Consider the following 22,236-nt stretch of genomic DNA (forward strand, 5'->3'; position numbering starts at 1 on the left):
ATAAAGGAAATAAAAAATAGACAGAGGACCTCTTGAATACAGTCTGCCGTTTTGCATAAAGAAAAGGGGGATATTCCCTTTAAATTATTTCACATATTGGTATCCATCTCGATTGGTCATTTGCTGCACTTTATGAACTTGTTGAACATGAAGGGAGTACACGTAGCACTACACACAAGAGCAAATCACATGGGCTGCATCTAGTGAATCTGCGTAGAGGAGCCGCTGAAGCGGATAATTGGGGTCGAAAATAAACCAAAACGTTAGGAGTGCTACACATCGAAACATATACAGCGAATATCGTTATAGATGCAAAAGCAAAGTTAGGCGAGGGGCCTAGCTGGGATCAGCGGTTTCAACGTTTATTTTGGGTCGATATTGAAGGCTTTCAATTGCATATCTATGATCCTTCTACGTGCACAGATCGTACAATAGATGTTGGTGAACATATTGGTGCAGTTGTACCTTATCTCAAAAATAAAGTAATCGTAGCGCTGATTAGCGGTCTATATTGTTTGGATATTGAGACAGGGGCCAAAGTATTGATCCATGATCCTGAGGAAGGTAGACCAGGTAATCGTTTTAATGATGGAAAATGCGATCCTGCAGGTCGTTTTTTAGCAGGAACAATGAGCCTAAATGACGAACACGCACAAGGAGCATTGTATAGTTTGAGCACAAAAGGCCATGTCTCCTTACTGGTTGATAAAGCCTCCATATCTAATGGATTAGCCTGGAGCGCAGATCATCGTACAATGTATTACATTGATACTCCAACATTGGAGATCGTCTCCTTCGATTACGATGTGGTACAAGGCACTATTAAGGATAAGCAACTGGTGGCTAGATTGGATGAATGTGAAGGGTATCCAGATGGCATGACAATCGATGCAGAGGGCATGTTGTGGATCGCGAGATGGGGCGGTAAACGTGTCTCCCGTATCCATCCTGCTCATGGAGAAGTAATTGCTGAGGTGTCACTCCCCGTCAATTGTGTGACTTCGTGCGCTTTTGGCGGTGAACATCTGGATGAGTTATATATTACGACTGCTCAAGATGATGATAGTGCCGATCAACCCTTAGCAGGCGGTCTATTCATGGTGAAAACAGGCGTAAAAGGGATGCCAACCTCGTATTTCAATCAAGGACAAACGGCAAATTGGCTTGAACGATTAGTAAAAAGAATCTAGTAAAGCCATACTGAAGAGAGAGGAGCCCACTACATTAGTGGGCTCTCCTGCATGGATTCAGTTAAGAGCATGCCTCCGAAGGCCCTCTTGGTTTCAGCTTTCCTTCTTAAACCCTTCACCCAATACCTCACGAGTATTACTAATAATCACAAAAGCCTCCGGGTCTACCAAACGGACGAGCGTTTTAAGGCGAGTTACCTCGTTTTGTCCGACTACAACCATAAGCACAGGACGTTCTTCGTTCGTGTAACCGCCCCGTCCCGCCAGTTCTGTCAATCCCCGGTCCAGATCCTGCAAAATAGCCTGCGTGATCGTTTCTTTCTGACTCGATATGATGTAAGCCACTTTGGAGTAGCTCAGTCCCATTTCCACGGCATCAATGACCTTGCCCGTTACAAACAAGCCGATCAACGCATACAGCGCCCGTTCCGGCGAGAGGGCGAAACCAGCCAGTGTAATCACTGTGCCATCCATCAACATGACACAGAGAGAAAGACTAAACCCCGTATACTTTTGAATAATCTGCGCCAAAATAGCCAGTCCACCCGTCGAGCCCCTGCCCCGAAACACGGTACCCAAACCCAACCCTACTCCGATTCCACCATATAGCGAAGCCAGCAACGGATTTGTTGTCGGTACTGCCCAGTCCTTCGTCACATAAACGAACAGCGGGAGCATAATACTTCCCAGCAGAGAACGTAAACCGTATTTTTTCCCTAACAGCAGGACCCCTGCTATAAATAACGGAATATTCATTCCCCACTGCGTATAGGCGGGTTCCAGGCCAAACAGGTCCTCGCCCAAGATTGACAAGCCCGATACACCCCCGGATGCAATCCGGTTTGGGAGCAAGAACATGTTAAAGGTCAGCGCTGTAATGAAAGAGCCGAGTATAATCAGCAAAATATCGGTCACGTTGCGTGCGGGTCCGCTGGCGGCAATCAGAGGCTTGCGTCGTCTTCGGCGGGCAGCGGGAGGATTCAATTGAAACATCATTCGTGTTCTCCTTTAGTTAAAAAATACCGTTACACAAAAATTCCTACAGTCCGCAGGCACATGGTCTGCGGACTGTAGGAAAACGTACAGGCTATTATTCTGCGTCCAGCTTAATTTGGCTGCGCAGGTAACCATCGATGAATGGATCGAGATCGCCATCCATGACAGCTCCTACGTTGCCAGTCTCCACGCTAGTACGGTGATCCTTAACCATGCTGTATGGATGGAACACGTAGGAGCGAATTTGGCTACCCCATGCAATATCGGACTGTTCTCCGCGGATTTCGTCCAATTGCTGACGTTGCTCTTCGATCTTACGCTCGTAGAGCTTGGAACGGAGCATCGTCATGGCACGCTCTCGGTTCTTGATCTGGGAACGTTCATTCTGACAGGTCACGACAATACCGGAAGGTAAATGCGTAATCCGAACGGCTGAATCGGTCGTATTAATATGCTGACCGCCCGCACCACTGGCCCGGTACGTATCAATTTTGAGATCTTCCGTGCGGATTTCAATGTCCACATCATCCGCAATTTCAGGCACCACATCACAGGATACGAACGATGTATGCCGACGGCCGGAGGAATCAAATGGAGAGATACGAACCAGCCGATGCACGCCTTTCTCCGCTTTCAAATAGCCGTAGGCATTATAACCTTTAATCAATAGTGTTACGCTCTTAATCCCTGCTTCATCACCCGCTAGATAATCCAGGGTCTCTACCTTAAAGCCCCGTTTTTCAGCCCAGCGTGTATACATCCGTAGCAACATTTGCCCCCAGTCTTGGGACTCAGTTCCGCCTGCTCCCGGATGCAACTCCAGAATGGCATTAAGTTTGTCATACGGCTGATTCAAAAGCAATTGCAATTCAAACTCCTGAAGCTTGCTCAGCAGAGAAGTGACACTGTTCTCGATCTCTCCAGCCAGTGTTTCATCGCCTTCCTCATCAGCCAGCTCAGCCATCATACCAGCGTCTTCATATTCCTGACGAAGCTGTTCATAGCTGTCTACTGATGACTTAACAGCGTTCATTTCTGCAATTACACCTTGAGCCTTATCATTATCATCCCAAAAGTCAGGTGCAGCCATCTTTACTTCAAAGTTTGCGATCATTTCCTGTTTGAGATCTAAGTCAAAGAGACCCCCTAAGGTTTGTTAGTTTCTTGCCTATTTCTCGCAAATCATGCTTTACACTTGGATCAATCATGATGTCATTCTCCTTTTAATATATGGTTAGGGGGAGTAAAAGCGTTGTGAGTTACGGCTGGTGGGTAGGCGCTGCGCGAATGATTTGATCTTACGATCGCTGTTGCAGCGAGATGCCCTTGATTGGATTAACACATTCAAAGGTGGGCATCTCACTGCAAAGGCGAACGCTGACGCTTCTCCAGATTCAAATCCTCCGCTTCGCTACCAACCGCCGTAAAGTCAAACGACTTTTAAATAATCGGCTCTGGTATGTGAAGCCGAGTCAAGAGCTAATTAACTGACAAGCAAGCAGGGATCTGCTTGTTTGTCATAATTGTTTTAAAAGAATTGAGAGCAATCTAGCCATTCATCAATATTCAAACTGACCCTTAAACAGAAGAACTCTAAGTTGAATACATCAGTCTCACCCCTGTATGGCACAAAATGGCCGACGGTCAGTGGTTGAACTGCCGCCTGCCATTATATGCACTGCAGGGAATAGTGTATCTCAAGATTTCTCCCTTAATTTCAATCCGTTATTTTCTACGCGGACGCGAAGGAGCGGATTTCTTTTTAGGAGCCGCGGGTTCACCACTCGTCGAGATTTTGTCTTCGTCGATGACAGCTTGACGCTCTTGATTGGATTCAATTTGTGCTTTCATGATGTATGTCGCTACTTCCTCTTGGATGCTAGCAATCATAGCATGGAACATTTCGAAGCCTTCAAATTGATATTCGCGCAGCGGATCGGTACCGCCGTAAGCACGCAAGTGAATACCTTGACGCAATTGATCCATAGCATCAATATGGTCCATCCATTTGCTATCGACTGCACGCAGTACGATAACTTTCTCGAACTCGCGTACCATATCTTCGCCAATCATTTCTTCACGGCTGTGGTATCTGTTGGTCACTTTTTCGAAGATCATATCCACGATCTCCTCTTTTTCCTTGCCCCACAGGTCGTCACGCGTAAGTGTATTTTCCTCAAGCAGGTTGTTGTTCACATACTCTGCTACTTCTTCAAGTTCCCAGTTTTCAGGAATGTCATCACCGCAATGAGCTTCCACCACACGCTCAATGACAGGCTTGATCATGTCAAACACAATTTCCTTGATGTTTTCTGATTCCAGCACCTCACGGCGTTGCTTGTAAATAATAGCACGCTGCTGGTTCATTACATCATCATACTGGAGAACGACTTTACGCTGATCAAAGTTGTTGCCTTCGACACGTTTTTGAGCTGATTCGATAGCACGTGTAATCATACGGCTCTCGATAGGTTGATCTTCCTCGAAACCCAACCGCTCCATCATATTCAGTACGTTGTCCGCACCAAAACGCTTCATCAACTCATCGCCCAGCGATAAGTAAAACTGTGTGGAACCCGGATCACCCTGACGTCCTGCACGTCCGCGAAGCTGATTATCAATACGACGGGATTCATGACGTTCTGTACCGATGATGTGCAAACCACCAAGTTCTGATACGCCTTCGCCCAGTACGATGTCAGTACCGCGTCCAGCCATGTTGGTAGCGATAGTAACTGCGCCAGCTTCACCTGCACGGGAAATAATCTCAGCTTCCTCAGCATGATACTTGGCGTTAAGCACTTTGTGACGAACGCCTTTGCGTTTCAGCATTTCAGAAAGAAGCTCCGAGTTTTCAATAGAAACCGTACCTACTAATATCGGTTGGTTCTTTTTGTTGCGCTCCAGGATTTCATCTACCACTGCATGGAATTTGCCTTTTACGCTCTTGTACACTACGTCAGGCATATCCACACGCTGGTTGGGGCGATTCGTCGGAATTTGGAGCACTTCCAGACCATATATTTTTTTGAATTCTTCTTCTTCTGTTTTCGCTGTACCCGTCATCCCCGCCAATTTGCGGTACATACGGAAATAGTTTTGGAATGTAATCGTCGCTAGCGTCATGCTTTCATTTTGTACAATGATGTTTTCCTTCGCTTCAATGGCTTGATGCAGACCATCACTATAACGGCGTCCAGCCATCAGACGACCTGTAAACTCATCGACAATCAGAACTTCACCGTCAGCTACGACATAGTCCACATCCAAACGCATAATAGCATTAGCCTTCAATGCCTGTACAATGTGATGATTGATTGTAACACTTTCCTGATCGTACAAGTTTTCGAGACCAAAGAAATTCTCGGCCTTGGATACGCCGTTTTCGGTCAAAGCAACTGACTTCACCTTAATATCCAGCGTGTAATCTTCTTCAACATTCAGGCTCTTCACAAAACGGTCGGCCGCGAAATACAGCTCTGTCGATTTCTGAGCTTGTCCTGAAATAATCAATGGTGTACGGGCTTCATCGACGAGAATGGAATCGACCTCATCAATGATACAGAAGTACAACGGACGTTGTACCATCTGCTCTTTGTAAAGCACCATATTATCGCGCAGATAATCGAACCCGAACTCATTGTTTGTACCGTACGTGATGTCACAAGCATACGCTTCCTGCTTGGCGGCATGATCCATGTTGGCCAAATTCAGCCCTACGGACATTCCCAGGAAGTTATAAATCTGTCCCATTTCTCCGCTGTCACGTTGCGCCAAATAGTCATTGACCGTAACCACGTGCACGCCTTTGCCCAACAGAGCATTCAAATAAACTGGCAGTGTTCCTACCAGTGTTTTACCCTCACCGGTTTTCATTTCGGCAATTTTACCTTCATGCAGCGCAATACCGCCGAGCATCTGTACGTCATAATGACGTTTACCCAGCACCCGTTTGGACGCTTCGCGAACAGTTGCAAAAGCTTCCGGCAAAATTTCTTCAGCCGTAGTTCCTTGTTCGACCCGAGCTTTAAATTCCGCCGTCTTCGCTTGCAACTCCTCATCCGAGAGCTTTTCGAAATCCGGCTCTATCTTATTGATCAGTTCAACCGTCTTCATTAAACGCTTGACATCACGTTCATTGGTATCTCCGAAGATTTTCTTAACAATTCCTAGCATGGTTTACCCCTTTCACGCAAAACAATTAATAGAATCAATTTCACAATAAGAAAGGGTCCATGATGAAATTGATTCCCGATATGTTTGACAGGCCCGGCTGTACCAGCCCATCGTGCGATGTTCTTTGCATAAATTGTAACAGTTTGTAGGACATGCCGCAACACAAGCAGCCTCCAGATTTGCATCCGGTTAAAGATACCAAAACAATTGACGCACGAAATACACAACTTGGTTACACTTATCCAAGTTAAATTTTCCTTACATTTACAAAAAAAACATATAAAAGAGCCCTATCCCGCCAGGTTCGCAAGGATAAGGCTCGTGTTGTTTTCATTTTCCTAATATCCATGAAGCATGCTTCAATCGAAATCGTTCTATTCATTTTAAAATGTAAAAAGTTCCTACTTACAGGCTATTCCCGTTCGATCAGACCGTATTTACCATCATTGCGCTTGTAAACTACGTTAACTTCTTCGTTGTCTATATTGGAAAATACAAAGAAATTATGTCCAACCATGTTCATTTGAAGAATAGCTTCTTCCACATCCATAGGTTTCAATAAGAAACGCTTGGTGCGGACGACTTCCAGCTCATCCAGTTCTACATCCTCATCTTCAGCAACAGCCACGCCACCTGCCGGATCTTCCACAAAAAGGGTTTTCAAACTGCCTTCCTGACGGAATTTTCGGTTTAGCTTGGTTTTGTGCTTGCGAATTTGCCGTTCAAGCTTGTCTACTACGGCATCAATGGATGCATACATGTCATCGCTCTCGTCTTCGGCACGGAGTACAAGCCCCGGCAAAGGAATGGTTACTTCTACAGTGTGCAAATCTCTGGTTGTGCTTAACGTTACACTTCCATCAGACGTCGGGGGTGCATCGAAATACTTTTCAAGTCTGCTGAATTTCTTATCAACGTAGTCCTTCAAAGCGTCGGTAACCTCGATCTGTTGACCTCGTACTGTTAAGTTCATAGGGCACGCCTCCTTTGCCCCTTCAGTATAGCACATATGTTAACGCCAAGTAAAAAAAGAGACCAACCTTTCGAAGCTACTTTACAAAATTCTTCTTTTTTCGCTAAAACGCTTCCCATAACGTCATTCTTTGAAAACAGGTATGTTTAAAATCGACTTGCATACATATGTGAATAATGAGTGCATATACGAATATTGCTCCGCTGACGTCATGACAAACAACTATTTTGGGCTTCATGCTAAGCGATTTTTATCGAAAAAGGGGGTGTCCCTTTCCCGCTGGACAGGTACATGGACTTGTGCGGTATGCAAGGCCTGGTTACAACCCAGACAATTTATACGAAAGGATTATTACACCCAGCCTAGCTGGCTCTTCCCTATACGGAGATCCCAAGATAACGGATTTGGAAGAGATGGAAAGTAGGAAGCTAATCCATGGCTTTTATTCAGCGTTACGTAACGAACCAGACGGGGGCTGTCACCTTTATAGGGAATACACTTGGTCTGGCACGCTCTAATTCGGTAGGAGTGCCGGGAACAACGACCAGCATTGGCGCGTTCATCACAACCAATACAGCCTCTCGCTTCGGCACGTATCCATTCGGTACGACTTCTGCCTTTACCAGTAACTCATCCACAGCATTCCTTGTGCTTCCTGTGGGCAGTACGGTGCTGTACGCTGAGCTTATTTGGGGAGGAAGTTATGCCAACGGCAGTACCAATGTATTATCCAGCACCAACAACCCGGTCACATTTCAGACACCTGCTTTATCTACTACGGTCAGTCCTGAATCTGCAACATCAGTCAACGTCACCAGTCTCAGTACCTATGTGAGAACAGCGAATGTCACAAATCTAGTCATTCAAGGCGGTGCAGGGGCATACACGGTCGGAAATGTAACGGGCACCATCACGGTTCCCGATTCCACCAACACCAACCATGCCGGCTGGACGCTGGCTGTGGTGTACAATAACCCATCTCTGCCCTTCCGTAACCTGTCGCTACGCGTTGGTGGTGAAGGGGTCAGTACCGCTACAGGCTCGGTCAATGTGGTGGTGAGTGGCTTTGCTACGCCCGTACAGGGGACTTTGCGTGGTAGGGCGCTGATTAGCGCCCAAGAGGGTGACGTGGACATCACTGGTGATCGTGCGTTGTTTGGACCTACCACATCCAGTTTGACTGCGCTGTCTGGGCCTAATAATTTTTCAACTAATTTTTTCGCTTCTCAAATAAACGGAGACGACGGTACATTGGTCACGACCGGGACCTTCGGTACAACTAATGCCGTGAATGGGGCACCTGGAACGCAGGTGACGGGCGGAAGGCAAGGCTGGGACATTACCAATGTCGATATTTCCTCCACGCTGCTCAACAGCCAAACCACAGGCGTCCTCCAGCTGACAACAAATGGCGACATTTACACTGTAAATGCCAATGCCATTCAAATTGATATCAATGCTCCGCTGGTGACCCTGACCAAAACTGCCAGCTCTACAGGCTTGGTTATTGGCGATACAGTTACCTATACGGTTAACATTTCGAATACGGGGCTCGTCAGTGCTTCCAACACAGTGCTTACCGATACCATACCAGCCGGGGCTACCTTCGTACCCGGCAGTGTTGTTGTCGCGGGCACAGCCCAGCCAACGGCCAATCCCGCTACAGGTATCACAGTGGGCAGTGTAGCTCCTGCTTCCACGGTGACCATTACATTCCGTGCAACCGTCACTTCATTGCCAGCAAACACCCAGCTGGGCAATCAGGCATCGGCATCCTTTTCCTTCCAAACCGTGCCTGGAGGACCTGTCATTTCTGGCAACGTTCCGTCCAACACTGCCAGTACACCAATCTACCAGCCCGTCATCGGGATTGTTAAAAGTGCCAATACAACGGCTGCTACAGCTGGAGATACGATTACGTACACGTTTCAGATATCCAACACGGGCAGCATTGCTGCAAATCTCAGCTTTTCAGAGAGCATTCCCGCCGGATCATCTTTCATACCGGGAAGTGTGACCATTGGTGGTTCTTCCGTGCCTGCTGCCAATCCCACTACTGGTTTTTCAGTAGGAACGATTAATACAGGTGCTACTATACCCGTGACCTTCCAGACCCTCGTCAACGTGGTCCCCGCCTCTGGTAATCTGACCGATCAGGCGGCTTACACGTATACCTTCACACCGCCTGACGGACGTGTATTGAACGGAAGCGGCACGTCTAACACGCTCACCATTCCCGTATCCTCACCAAATGTGACCGTGACAAAAGCCTCTTCCCTGGCGGCTGCCGCAGTCGGAGAGACTGTTCAATTCACCATAACCGCCACAAACAACGGAATCGCCAATGTGACCAATGTAGTCGTTACCGATCCGCTGCCAAACGGAGTTGCCTTTGTACCTGGTAGCGTCACCGTGAACGGAACTGCTTCTGCGACTGCTACACCTGTGAACGGTATTCCGATCGGCACTTTAGCTCCAGGCGCATCGGTTACGGTTGTATTTCGGGCAGCTATTAATTCTCTGTCTTCTCCTGCACAGATCAACAATCGTGCAACTGTCAGCTTCACTTCCGGGGCCTTTACCGGATCATCTTTGTCCAATCTTGTAACCATACCAGTCGTTATTGCAGCGCCGACGATTACCAAAAGCGCCAGCTCCAACCGTGCCAGCGTTGGCGGGACGATTACTTATTCATTTCTCATCGCTAATACCGGAACAGCCGTATTAAACACAACCTTGACGGAAACTGTACCGACAGGCTCCACCTTTATTCCCGGAAGCGTCATTGTCGGCGGGTCCTCAGTGCCAGGCGCCAATCCTAATACGGGAATTTCAGTGGGCACCGTAAGCCCTGGTGCACAAATTACAGTCTCATTCCGGACGACAGTGGATTCCCTACCACCCGGGGGTGGGTTAAACGATCAGGGCCTGCTCCAATATTCATATCAGTTGCAAGACGGAAGAACCCTCTCGGGCTCGCTTCTTTCCAATATTGTTTCCGTATCGATTTCGCTTCCCAACGTAGCAGTAACCAAGTCTGCGGGATTCACATCCGTTAGTGTTGGCGAAACGCTGACCTACAGCGTGAACGCCGTAAATAACGGAATTGACCCCATCACAAACACCGTGATCACCGATCCACTCCCCGGCAGCGTGTCATTTGTACCCGGGAGTGTAACCGTCGGTGGTTCACCTGTTAGCACAGCCGACCCAAGAAGTGGCATTCCAGTCGGCACCATTGGCGCAGGCGCATCCGTACAGGTGTCCTATGCTGTGCTGGTCAATGCCGTTCCGTCCGTACAGCCGCTGCAAAACACAGCCAGTGTCAGCTTCACCAGCGGTGCTTTTACCGGAACATCCCAGACAAATACCGTCTCTGTGCCGGTTTATCAGCCTCGCATCAGTGTGGCCAAATCTGCAAATACAACAGCCGCTACGATAGGCGACACGATTCTGTACACATTGTTGGTCACGAACAGCGGCAATTATAACGCTTCTGTAACGCTGACAGATGCTATTCCTGCCGGGTCCACATTTATGGAAAACAGCGTGGTAATCAATGGCGTTAGTCAGCCCGGAGCCAGTCCAGCAGCAGGTATTTTCATCGGAACCGTGTCGCCGCAAAGCCCTATCACATTGACATTCCAAACTGTAGTGGCTTCTCTTCCAACACCATCCCAACTGACAGACCAGACCACCGCCGCCATTTCCTTTACGTTGCCCGATGGGCGGGTGCGAACAGATAGCACATCGTCCAACGTGTTATCCATTCCTGTGTCAGCGCCGAATGTGTCCATTTCGAAGACTGCAGACCGTTCCACCGCCATTCCGGGTGATTCGGTGTTATACACCCTGACCGTACTCAACAACGGAATCCAGACCGTGAGCAATGTGGTCGTTTCCGATCCTATCCCGGCCGGCTCTCGATTCACTGCGGGTAGCGTAACGCTGAATGGCTCCACAATAGCCAGTGGAGATCCGTCTTTAGGTATCGTAATTGGGAGCATTGCCGCTGGAGGGGGAGCTACGATCACTTTCAGAGCAATGGTATCCTCTCCATTGCCAAGTCCGCCGCAGCTCACCAATCAATCGCGTGTCAGCTACACCAGCAGTGCTTTTTCAGGGGTATCCGTATCTAACCCGGTGGCAGTGGCTTTGAACGCTCCGGTGTTAAGCGTAAGCAAAACCGCTGAGCCTATATCAGCCACTGTCGGAAACATCGTAACGTACTCTGTGACAGTAACCAACAGCGGTAATATTGCAGCTGCTGCCACATTGATAGACAATATCCCCGCAGGCTCAGCACTGGTACCGAACAGTGTGGTTGTCAACGGTGTTCCTATTCCCGGTGCCAGTCCCGAAACAGGTCTGTCTATTGGCTCCATTGCACCTGGAGCCGTGACTCAAACAACTTTTCAGGTGGTGATTACTTCCGTGCCTTTACCTCCCCAACTCACCGACCAGGCGAATATCAGCTTTTCCTTTCAACCGCCGGATGGCCGGATTGTTAACGGCAATGTTTCGTCCAATATTGTCACAATTCCTGTATCATCACCCAATGTACAGGTAAGTAAAAGTGCTTCGGTAGCTGACGCAGTTCCCGGTGATACAATAACTTATACCATTACAGCTACCAATAGCGGAGTCCAAACCGTGACGGATGTTCGAGTAAACGATACGATCTCGTCGGGCTCCACCTTTGTTCCTGGCTCGGTTATTGTAAATGGAACGACATTGCCGTCAGCCAGCCCCTTAACGGGGATACCAATCGGTTCCGTCGCTGCTGGAGCGTCAACAACCGTCACCTTTTCCGTGTCTGTCAACAGCCTGCCTGACCCACCTCAGCTGAGTGATCAGGCTACAGTTTCTTTTACCAGCGGTACACTGAATTTCACATCACTCTCTAACACAGTTGTCGTCCCTGTTTACCAGCCTATTATCAGTCTTGTTAAAATCGCAAATACGAGTCAAGCAACGGTAGGCGACACCGTAGTCTATACACTCACCGCCCAAAATACAGGTAATCTAGCAGCGACCGCCACCTTCACCGATGCCATTCCATCAGGCTCCTCCTTTATACCGAATAGCGTCACCGTGAACGGTCTGCCTGTTGCTGGAGCCAATCCTCAATCAGGGATAGTGGTCGGAAACATTGCAGCAGGGGCTTCTGTCGCCCTTACCTTTCAAGTGGTCATTAACGCTGTCCCTGCTGGTCTGGGTCTATTAAATCAAGGTTCGGCCACATTCACCTTCCAGCCACCTGACGGCCGCACATTAAATGGGAGCGCACAATCGAATCCGGTGTTCATTCCCGTATCCAATCCGAATGTCACCGTGACCAAAACGGTCAATCAGACTTCTGTTGCCTTCGGCGATACCATTACGTATACCATTAATGCAGTAAATAGCGGCATTACACCCGTGACGGGAACTGTCTTTATCGACCCGATTGCTGATGGCACTACTTTTATACCTAATTCCGTACAAGTCAATGGTGTCACTATATCGGGCGCCAACATCGCCACAGGCGTATCCGTAGGCATTGTCCCTGCCGCCAGCTCAGTAACGGTCACCTTCCAGACCACGGTAACATCCTTGCCAGTGTCAGGTTTGTCAACGGATCAGGCAACGGTCTCTTTTAATTCCGGGGCTTTTGCAGGTCAATCCGTCTCGAATCAGGTCAGCCTGCCTGTATTACAGCCGATCTTGAATGTAACCAATACCCTCAGTGCAGATCGTGCAACCGTAGGGAATACACTTGGTTTTTTCATCACTGTAACCAATACCGGCAACGCGCCTGCAGAAACGGTCGTGCTTGATCTGTTGTCCAGCTCGCTTAGCCTGAATCAAAATAGCGTACTGGTCAACGGTTCGCCCATTCCCGGAGCAGACCCGATTACAGGCATTAATATCGGTTCGGTCGCCCCAGGTGCAACGGTAACCGTCTCGTTTAGCGCTGTGGTCATATCAGTACCACCTGGCTCCATACTAACCAACCAGGCCACTGTGAACTACACGTTCCAGCTACCAGATGGACGAACGCTGACCGGAAATGGTGCAGCCCTACCTGTATCCATTCCGATCTCATCACCGAATGTTACCGCCACGAAGGCAGCTGATGTGGCTGTCGCTGTCGTGGGTGATTCTATCCCCTATGTCATAACTGCATTCAATAACGGACTCGATCCGGTTACTAACGTAATCGTCACAGATTCCATTCCTTTTGGAACTGCCTTTGTCCCAGGCAGCGTTACAATCAATGGCACTCCTGTTGTTACAGCCAATCCGCAAAACGGCATTCCTGTCGGAACGCTTGGAGCTGGGGGCGGAGCCACCATTCGCTTTTTGCTTAACGTACAATCACTGCCTTCGCCAGCGTCCATTACCAATGAAGCGACCGTCAGCTTTACTTCAGGTGTATTTAACGGATTTTCGGTATCCAATCCCGTTACCATCCCTGTGTATCAACCGATCGTCACTGTAACTAAAAGCGCGGGAACGGGAAGAGCTACGGTTGGAGATACTGTAACCTATACATTCTCCGTTACGAACTCTGGAAACATCGGCGCAGATACCGTCCTTAGTGATCCCATTCCGGCAGGGGCTGCTTTTATACCTAATAGTGTAGTGATCAATGGCACCGCCGCACCTGGTTCAGATCCAAGTGTTGGGATTCCATTAGGTATCATAGGTGCAGCTACGACTGTCACTCTGACCTTTCAGGCAGTCATTACCTCACTGCCCGCATCAGGTACATTGGTCAATCAGGCGACCGCAGCTTACAGCTACCAACCTCCAGATGGTCGTGTCCTGACTGGAAGTGCAGTATCTCCGTCTGTGACCGTCTCGGTCTCTTCGCCAGATGTGGACGTTATCAAAACAGCCTCCGCTACAGATGCCGTAGTCGGAGATACCATTACGTATACTGTGATTGCTACGAATAACGGAATCAGTCAAGTCGTCAATGCCGTTGTATCTGATCCACTACCGTCCGGTACCAGCTTTGTTCCGGGTAGCGTAACCGTGAATGGAACTTCGGTGCCTGCTGCGTCGCCAAGCTCCGGTATCCCTGTGGGCACCATTGCTGTAGGTGGTTCGGCAGCAGTTACATTCCAGGTCTCCGTCGTTAGTCTGCCGCAACCGCCGCAAATAACCAATCAAGCGACCGTCAGCTTTACTTCGGGCGCGTTGACCTCGTCTTCGCAATCCGATCCGGTCACCTTGCCCGTTTATCAGCCGATCATCGGACTGACCAAAACCGTCAATACCGTCAACACACAGATCGGATCAACATTGGTCTACACCCTGACGCTCACCAATACCGGAAATATTGCCGTTATACCTGTGCTGTCGGATAACATTCCTGCAGGTTCTGAACTACTGCCTAACAGCGTAGTCGTTAACGGCATCCTTGTACCAGGGGCTTCGCCAGTTACAGGCATAACGCTCGGATCACTGGCCCCTTCAGGCAGTATTACAGTGAGCTTCCAAACTATCGTCTCGTCTCTGCCAACTCCGCCTGTATTGACCGACCAAGGGCAAGCAAACTTTACGTACTCACCGCCAGATGGTAGGGTGCTGAGTGATTCCGTCACATCCAATACAGTCAATGTTGCTGTGTCTGCACCTAATATTCAGGTGACGAAAACATCCAGTCTGGCAGCCGCTGTAGTCGGAGATACGATCAGATATACACTGAGCATCACGAATAGCGGTGTGGATTCAGTCACAGATACTGTTGTAACCGATACAATTCCTGCAGGTACCTCCATCGTTCCGGGCAGTGTCCTAATCGACGGAGTAGCCTTCCCTAATGCCTCTCCGGTTGCTGGAATTGCCATTGGAAACGTCGCACCTGGAAATACATTCGTCGTCAGTTTCCAAACGACTGTCCAGTCTTTGCCGCAGCCACCACTGCTCACAGATATTGCAGCCGTCACATTTACTAGCGGAACGTTCACTGGCACTGCCTTTTCCGATCCACTCATCGTACCTGTGTTCCAACCGTTAATTGCAATTACTAAGGCATCCAGCACTCTTAACACCTCCGTCGGCGATACACTGACCTACACGATTACGGCCGTGAATAGCGGCAATATTGCAGCAGCGCTTACCATCAGCGATAACATCCCGGCCGGATCGACTTTCCTTGCCAACAGTGTCAGCATTGCTGGCAGTCCGCAACCTGGATTGTCCATCGAAACTGGCGTTCCAGTTGGATCCGTGCTGCCAGGCGGAACGGTATCTGTAACGTTCCAAACCGTTATCAATACTCTGCCTAATCCACAGGTACTGGTCGATCAGGCATCAGGCACATTCACTTTCCAACCACCAGATGGCAGAACTGTATCTGGATCTGCGGTATCCAATTCAGTTAGTATCTCTGTATCCTCACCAGACGTTAGCATCGTCAAAGGAACGACGGCTACCGACGCCATTATTGGCGATATCATCACCTACACACTGGCTGTCTCCAACAATGGGATCAGTACAGCCAGTAATATAGTGGTTTCAGATATGATTGCGACGGGAAGCTCCTTTGTGAATGGGAGTGTTACCATAAACGGAACTTCCTTCCCTGATGGAAACCCTGGCTTTGGTATTGCCATCGGTACGCTCGCTCCAGGAGCTGTTACTACCGTTACGTTCCAGGTTCGAGTCGACTTCCTGCCAACACCGGCACAATTAACTAATCAGGCATCCGTTAGCTTTACCAACGGAGTATTTACTGGCAGCTCAACATCTAATGTGATAACCATTTCGGTCTTCCAGCCGATCCTGACAGCAGTCAAAACAAGCAATACCAATAATGCCACAGTCGGAGACATCATCACTTACACGATTGTCGTATCCAACACGGGTAACATTGCAGCCTCGACTACTGTAAGTGACAATATTCCAGACGGCTCTGTATTCCTTCCCAACACAGTCTCGATTAATGGCATTGCAGCTCCCGGTGCAAGCCCGGTTTCTGGCATCCCGACTCCAGCCATACCAGCAGGACAATCGGCAACCATCACTTTCCAAGTGCTGGTATCCTCCATCCCTGCAACCGTACTACTAGTCGATCAGGCTGAGGTAGACTATCGCTTTAATGCACCAGATGGACGAGAGGCAGGCGGTTTCCATTTATCCAACATTGTTGAGGTTGCCGTGTCACCGCTAGACATCACATTAAGCAAAAGCGTAAGCTCACCTTTCGCCACTACTGGCGATACCTTGACGTATGAACTCGTGATCCTCAACGAGGATACGAATACCGTGCAAGATGCCCGTTTGCTGGACACTTTGCCAGAGGACATCGAGTTTATTACAGGTTCAGTTCAGATTAATGGATCTACGGTAGCAGAAAGCGATCCCGGCACTGGCATACCTTTGCCACCGTTACAAGCGAATACCAAGACTGTCATATCCTTTGATGTCCGTATCACAGCGACAGAACAGCCAGGACCACGTACGAATCAGGCACGCTTGTTACTCTCAAATGGTGAAGAAGCGAGTGCCGTTTTGTCCAATACTGTCACCATTGCCTTACTTCAGCCTGTGGTGAAACTGACGAAAACAGCCAGCACGGAGAGCGTACAGCCAGGCCAAAGCATCACCTATTCTATCGTCACAGAAAATACGGGAAATATCGGTGCGTTTGGCTTGTTAACGGACTCATTGCCATCGGAGCTTTCTTTTGTTCCTGGCTCTGTTTCGGTTAATGGAATCCCTCAATATGGGGTCAGTCCAGGGCAAGGCATTGCCCTAGGCACCATCGCACCAGGAGAAAAAACGACTACCGTCTTCTCCGCGCTTGTCATTCGTGCCTCCGAGTCTGGCACACTGGTGAATCAAGCTTCGCTGGCTTACTCCTACCAGCTGCCGGACGGACGAAGCACGAATCTGGTAACTGCTTCACCTTCTGTCTCGGTTAAAGTAGCCCCTACTACTAAAGGAGCCTTGTCAGCCGTGCTACGCACAACAGTGTCTACTGTCGCATTAGGGGATGCTGTGCCTTATCAGCTGACTCTCGTTAACGATGGAGGCTCGGTCATTACCGATGTAGTATTAGCCGATTACGTACCGAATGGAACCATCATAAACCCGGATAGCTTGAGAATTAACGGTTCTCCACCTGCTTCTAGCAAGCCGGGTGAACCATTATTTATCGGCAGCTTACAGGCGGGACAGACAATCGATGTATCCTACAGCGTGAACGTTCAGTCTCTGCCTCTCGGAGGACGTCTAAACAATAGCGTACGGCTTCAATATGCTGGCAGTGACGGTGCGAGCGAGGTTACCAGCAACACCGTGACTATAACTGTTTTTGATCCACAGCTTGCCGCAAGTATCTCTACGGAAAATACGGAGGCCATCGCAGGAGAAAGCCTTACTTATACAGTACTGCTCAACAACTTTGGCAACGTAACATCCGAAGTTACACTGCAACATTTCATTCCTGCCGGGACTCTATTGATTCCTGACAGCATACAGTTGAACGGTCAATCACTGTCGGGAGCCGATCCTGCTGTCGGTGTTAGCCTTGGGTCTGTGGAACCTGGACAGTCATTGACACTGACTTATCAAGTGACCGTATCGGAGACGCCTCCATCTGGCTACATCGTAAATCAAGCTGCCTTTGCCTACTCGTTTACGTTACCTGGAGGAAGAGTCGTATCGGGGACATTGAATACCAATACCGTTACGATCCCAGTTGTATTCCCACTGCTCGAATTAGTTAAAAAGGTGAATACCACGGATGCCTCTGTAGGCGACACACTCACCTTCACCATACAGATTACTAACAAAGGGGGAATCACAGCGCAGTATCCGCTGTTCAGAGACCCGTTGCCGCATGGACTCATTTATGTACCCAACAGCCTGACTATTCAAGAAAAAGCACAGCCAGGCGCTAATCCCGCTGCAGGTATCACGCTCCCGGATATTGCACCAGGGGAGACGCTCACCATTACATTACAGGCACAAATCCGTGAAGCACCTGCAGATGGAACATTCAGCAACCAGGCCACCATCGAATATACCTCACGTCGTAGTGGAGGAGAGACCATTCAGAAAACCTCCCAGACTAACACCGTCGGCGTGACCGTTATTGCAGCCATCCCTAAACTTACGCTTAGCTCCAGCGCTTTGCGTGTCGGCCAAGAAGATACCCTGTCCTTCACCGTCCATGTGGAAAACATCGGAAACACCCCACTGGAAGAGCTCTTGCTCACTGCACCATTTGCAGCCGAAGATTTCATTTTGCTACGAACTGTCACCGTGAATTCTGTGCCACTTCCGTATCCTAACCTGCTCCAAGGTATTCCGTTAGGTCGGCTTGATCCAAACCACAAAGCAGTCATCGTATTCTCTTTCGACATCGAATCTGCGCTCCGCGCGTATCTGATCGCCCAGGTTATCCTGCGCTATCAATTCCGTTATCCAGACGGAAGCGTAGAGAAACAATCTGCCTCCTCCAATACCATTTTTGTGGAGATGGCTGACTTTGACGGTTCTCTAGAGTAAATGTTCTATTGTGTTAAGCTCCTTACCACTGGGTAAGGAGCTTTTTTATGTAATTAGAAAACATAAAAAAGCCCTGGAATATATTCCAGGGCAGTTGCTAGCGCGTTATCCATTGCTAACCATCTTACCAATTATGTAGGTCGGCTATGCCGGGGATGATTATAATTTGGTTACGTTAGCGGCTTGTGGTCCACGTGCGCCTTCGACAATGTCGAACTCCACGTCTTGTCCTTCTTCAAGTGTTTTGAAGCCTTCTGTTTGAATTGCGGAAAAATGTACAAATACGTCGCCGCCGTCAGACGTTTCAATGAAACCATAACCTTTTTCTGCGTTAAACCATTTTACTTTACCTTGCATGCACTAACATTCCCTTCGTCATCAAATGAAGTGAAGCTCTCGCCCACATTTCCGACTATACCACCCAAAGTTATCCATTGTCAATTGGAATTGATAATGTTTTCATTCATAGTTATTCCAATTTTACAAAGCGACCTATTCCTATAGATTGAAATGATATATTAGGCAAAAGAGTTTACTATACTTGTATAGTAAACTCTTTGTGAATGTTTGAAACTTCTAGGGGAAAAAACTTTGAAAATTTTTGTTATTTCTTTTTTACTTAATTATAGTAAACTACCGTTGGCTGGGGCTCAATTCCTTTTGCATAGTAGTAATTCAAGTTACTTACAAAATCAATTACTTTCTTTGTATCCAGATCATACACAAGAATGTCTGGATCTCCAGCCATATCAATAAAATCCAGGCGTCTCGGCGTAGTTCTGCCACTGGTGTCAACAAAAGAGGAACTGTGATACGGTGGATTGCCAGAACTATATGCAGATTCAAAATAGGTAAAAAGCGTATCTGCATTTAGAACAATCAAAACAGCATTATCAGAGCTTGCATAATTTGAAAAGTTGAATTCTCTTGACCATTCCAAATTCGGGTTTGCCACCGTTGTATTGGCAATTTGGGTCCCATTCACCTTAATATCTCCGTTTGGATACTCAATGACCGTATATAACAAATTGTTAGAGTAGGATGTTAGCTTGGCCGCCTTACCATTAATCGGTGTATCCGCTGGCGAGACCGCATTCATGTGGATACTATAACCGTTCCTGTGGAAGTACAGCCTCAGTCGTGCTGGTAGGTTCCAGCGCTTGAATCGTATTAAGCGAAAGTGACGTATCAGTATCCTTCGCCGTTAAACTTGATGAGCTGGCCTCAACTGAGGCTGGAGCTATTGACATAATGCTTAAAACTAAAATGGCTAATAAAATTCCAGAAAGGTATTTTCCCCACTTCATAAACATCATCCCTTCTCAGAATATTTAAAATTATTCATAGATTGAAAATAATTCCTATGGATAATGTACTAATTCTATAACATACTTAATTATCCTTTATTCTAAGATTTCGTCTTAGACGATCTTACATTGAATCTATGAACGAGTATTGATCAGCACCATCAACATACAAAGAGAGCACTGTCGGCGGGGGAAGCTAGGAAGGTTCATTGCACCTCTTCTTTCGAATCCCTCGTCCAATAATACCAACTTTCCATTTTTTGAATTCTATAACTGCACTTTATATATAAATTCAATGCATTGTAATTTCGACCTTGTGTTGAAACTACTAGTTGTTCAATCGGCCTACTTTCAAGAAACACCTTTAATTCTGTTAGCAACTTCGCGCCCATTCCATTGCTTTGATGTTTCAGATCAATTCCTAAAAGACCGATTCTTGCCTTTCTATTTATTAGATTTTCTTTAATTGTCACAAATCCAATAATTTCTTCATTTAATTTAATGACAAGACAATAATCATCGAACGCACCAGTAATAGACTTTTTCACCCATAGTTTATATAACTCATCCACTTTTTCAATATTAAAAATATGTGGATAACAAGAATATCTACTATCCTTAAATAATCCAGTCATTATATTTTGTAAAACAGGAAAGTCATGCTCCGTTGCTAATACAAGAGAACTTTTATTCTGTGCATTAGTATCTATTCTAGTCTCAAATGTTACTTTAGTATCCGCTAAGTGGAAATTTTCCTTTTCGAGAAAATGAATAGTCGTTATATCATCAATTTTACAAAGTGCTTGTATAAAATCTAATTGATTCTTTTCTATCACATGTTGAAAATATGAGCTTGTAACTGGGGAAGTAGTAGAAACTTCCGCCATATTCATAGCAAAAAAAATAGAATCCCAATGCAAAAGCCTTAGCATCCTAAATCCCTCCAACTATACTGTCGAAAAAAATCGTATATACAATCTACAATCTTATTTATATCTGACTCTTTTATATTATAATAGAGAGGTAATCTAATTAAGCGTTCGCTCTCTCTAGTTGTATAGGCATCCTCACCAATAAATGAACTATGCTTTAATCCTGCCTCGGAACTATGAAGCGGCACATAATGAAAAACAGCCATGATTTCATGTCTTTTCAAAAAATTTAATAGTTCGGTTCTTATTTCTAAATCTCTTACTTTAATATAAAACATATGAGCATTATGGGTACTATTAAGAGGTATAAATGGTACGTCGATTAAATTTAATTCACTCAAAGGCTGTAATAGATTAAAATATAAATTCCAGCTAACCAATCTATTCTTTGTAATCATTTCTGAGGCTTCAAGTTGTGCCATTAAAAATGCAGTGTTCAGTTCACTAGGGAGGTAGGAAGAACCTATGTCAACCCAAGTATACTTATCTACCTGACCTCTAAAAAATTTAGATCTGTTTGTCCCTTTCTCACGTATTATTTCAGCCTTTTCCATAAATGTTTCATCATTAACTAACAAAGCGCCACCTTCCCCGCAATGTACATTCTTGGTTTCGTGAAAGCTGATACATCCTAAGTGACCCAGGGTACCCAGTTTCCTTCCTTTATATTCGCTAAGAATCCCTTGTGCTGCATCCTCCACAACTGCCAAATTGTATCTATTCGCCAACTCTAAAATTTTATCCATATCACAAGCTACTCCAGCATAATGCACTGGGACAATTGCTTTTGTTTTATCTGTGATCCCATCTTCTATAAGATCTTCATTAATGTTCATAGTATCAGGTCGAATATCCACGAATACAATCTTAGCTCCTCTTAAAACAAAGGCATTGGCAGTGGATACAAACGTATAAGATGGCATGATAATTTCATCACCCTGTTGGATATCCAAGAGAATAGCAGCCATCTCCAGAGCATGTGTACAAGAAGTCGTTATTAGTGTTTTTTTTACATCAAAAGTTCTTTCAAACCAGTTTGCACATAAACGCGTAAATTCTCCATCCCCCGAAAGATGTCCACTAGAAAATGACTTTTCGACATACTCTCCTTCTTTGCCTACGATTGCCGGTACATTGAAATTTATCATTAT

At 46.9% G+C, this 22,236-nt stretch carries 11 protein-coding genes; 2 read left to right on the plus strand and 9 right to left on the minus strand.

Annotated features, from left to right (window positions below):
* Positions 1-269: 269 nt before the first annotated feature.
* Positions 270-1,190 (plus strand): SMP-30/gluconolactonase/LRE family protein, encoded by a 921-nt coding sequence (locus G9G54_RS09665; RefSeq protein ID WP_165177653.1) that lies wholly within the window; start codon positions 270-272, stop codon positions 1,188-1,190.
* A gap of 93 nt (positions 1,191-1,283) precedes the next feature.
* Here G9G54_RS09665 and G9G54_RS09670 read toward each other — a convergent pair whose 3' ends face one another.
* The 4 genes from G9G54_RS09670 to hpf all read right to left on the minus strand — a co-directional run bounded on the left by G9G54_RS09670 (position 1,284) and on the right by hpf (position 7,335).
* Positions 1,284-2,183 (minus strand): YitT family protein, encoded by a 900-nt coding sequence (locus tag G9G54_RS09670; protein WP_165178332.1) that lies wholly within the window; start codon positions 2,181-2,183, stop codon positions 1,284-1,286.
* Positions 2,184-2,280: 97 nt separating this feature from the next.
* Positions 2,281-3,394, minus strand: a protein-coding gene (gene prfB, locus G9G54_RS09675; protein WP_155765234.1) for a peptide chain release factor 2 whose coding sequence is annotated in 2 segments (ribosomal slippage) — positions 2,281-3,321 and positions 3,323-3,394 — 1,113 coding nt in all. Because the reading frame shifts where the segments join, the coding sequence is not laid out codon by codon here.
* 517 nt (positions 3,395-3,911) lie between these two features.
* Complete coding sequence (gene secA, locus G9G54_RS09680; protein ID WP_134903256.1) at positions 3,912-6,362, minus strand: preprotein translocase subunit SecA; 2,451 nt, start codon at positions 6,360-6,362, stop codon at positions 3,912-3,914.
* Between the two features lie 412 nt (positions 6,363-6,774).
* Complete coding sequence (gene hpf, locus G9G54_RS09685; protein WP_013312261.1) at positions 6,775-7,335, minus strand: ribosome hibernation-promoting factor, HPF/YfiA family; 561 nt, start codon at positions 7,333-7,335, stop codon at positions 6,775-6,777.
* Between the two features lie 435 nt (positions 7,336-7,770).
* Between hpf and G9G54_RS09690 the strand changes: the two genes are divergently transcribed.
* Positions 7,771-18,846, plus strand: a complete 11,076-nt coding sequence (locus tag G9G54_RS09690; protein ID WP_165177656.1) for a DUF7507 domain-containing protein — start codon at positions 7,771-7,773, stop codon at positions 18,844-18,846.
* 159 nt (positions 18,847-19,005) lie between these two features.
* Here G9G54_RS09690 and G9G54_RS09695 read toward each other — a convergent pair whose 3' ends face one another.
* From G9G54_RS09695 to rffA, 5 genes are all read right to left on the minus strand, one after another.
* Entirely contained in the window at positions 19,006-19,203 is a 198-nt protein-coding gene (locus G9G54_RS09695) for a cold shock domain-containing protein (protein ID WP_013312263.1), read from the minus strand.
* Between the two features lie 262 nt (positions 19,204-19,465).
* On the minus strand, positions 19,466-19,945 hold the full coding sequence (locus G9G54_RS09700; protein ID WP_238807882.1) for a hypothetical protein: 480 nt from the start codon (positions 19,943-19,945) through the stop codon (positions 19,466-19,468).
* Positions 19,946-19,952: 7 nt separating this feature from the next.
* Positions 19,953-20,153, minus strand: coding sequence for a hypothetical protein (locus tag G9G54_RS25580; protein ID WP_233903786.1), 201 nt, complete (start codon positions 20,151-20,153; stop codon positions 19,953-19,955).
* 206 nt (positions 20,154-20,359) lie between these two features.
* Positions 20,360-21,085 carry a GNAT family N-acetyltransferase gene (locus G9G54_RS09705; RefSeq protein ID WP_165177658.1) on the minus strand — a complete coding sequence of 242 codons (726 nt, stop codon included), beginning with the start codon at positions 21,083-21,085 and terminating at the stop codon, positions 20,360-20,362.
* Positions 21,079-22,233 carry a dTDP-4-amino-4,6-dideoxygalactose transaminase gene (rffA, locus tag G9G54_RS09710; RefSeq protein WP_165177660.1) on the minus strand — a complete coding sequence of 385 codons (1,155 nt, stop codon included), beginning with the start codon at positions 22,231-22,233 and terminating at the stop codon, positions 21,079-21,081. Before rffA ends, G9G54_RS09705 begins: the two co-directional genes overlap by 7 nt.
* Between the last annotated feature and the right edge of the window lie 3 nt (positions 22,234-22,236).

Source organism: Paenibacillus sp. EKM212P (assembly GCF_011066115.1).
In the GTDB taxonomy this organism is placed as follows: domain Bacteria; phylum Bacillota; class Bacilli; order Paenibacillales; family Paenibacillaceae; genus Paenibacillus; species Paenibacillus polymyxa_B.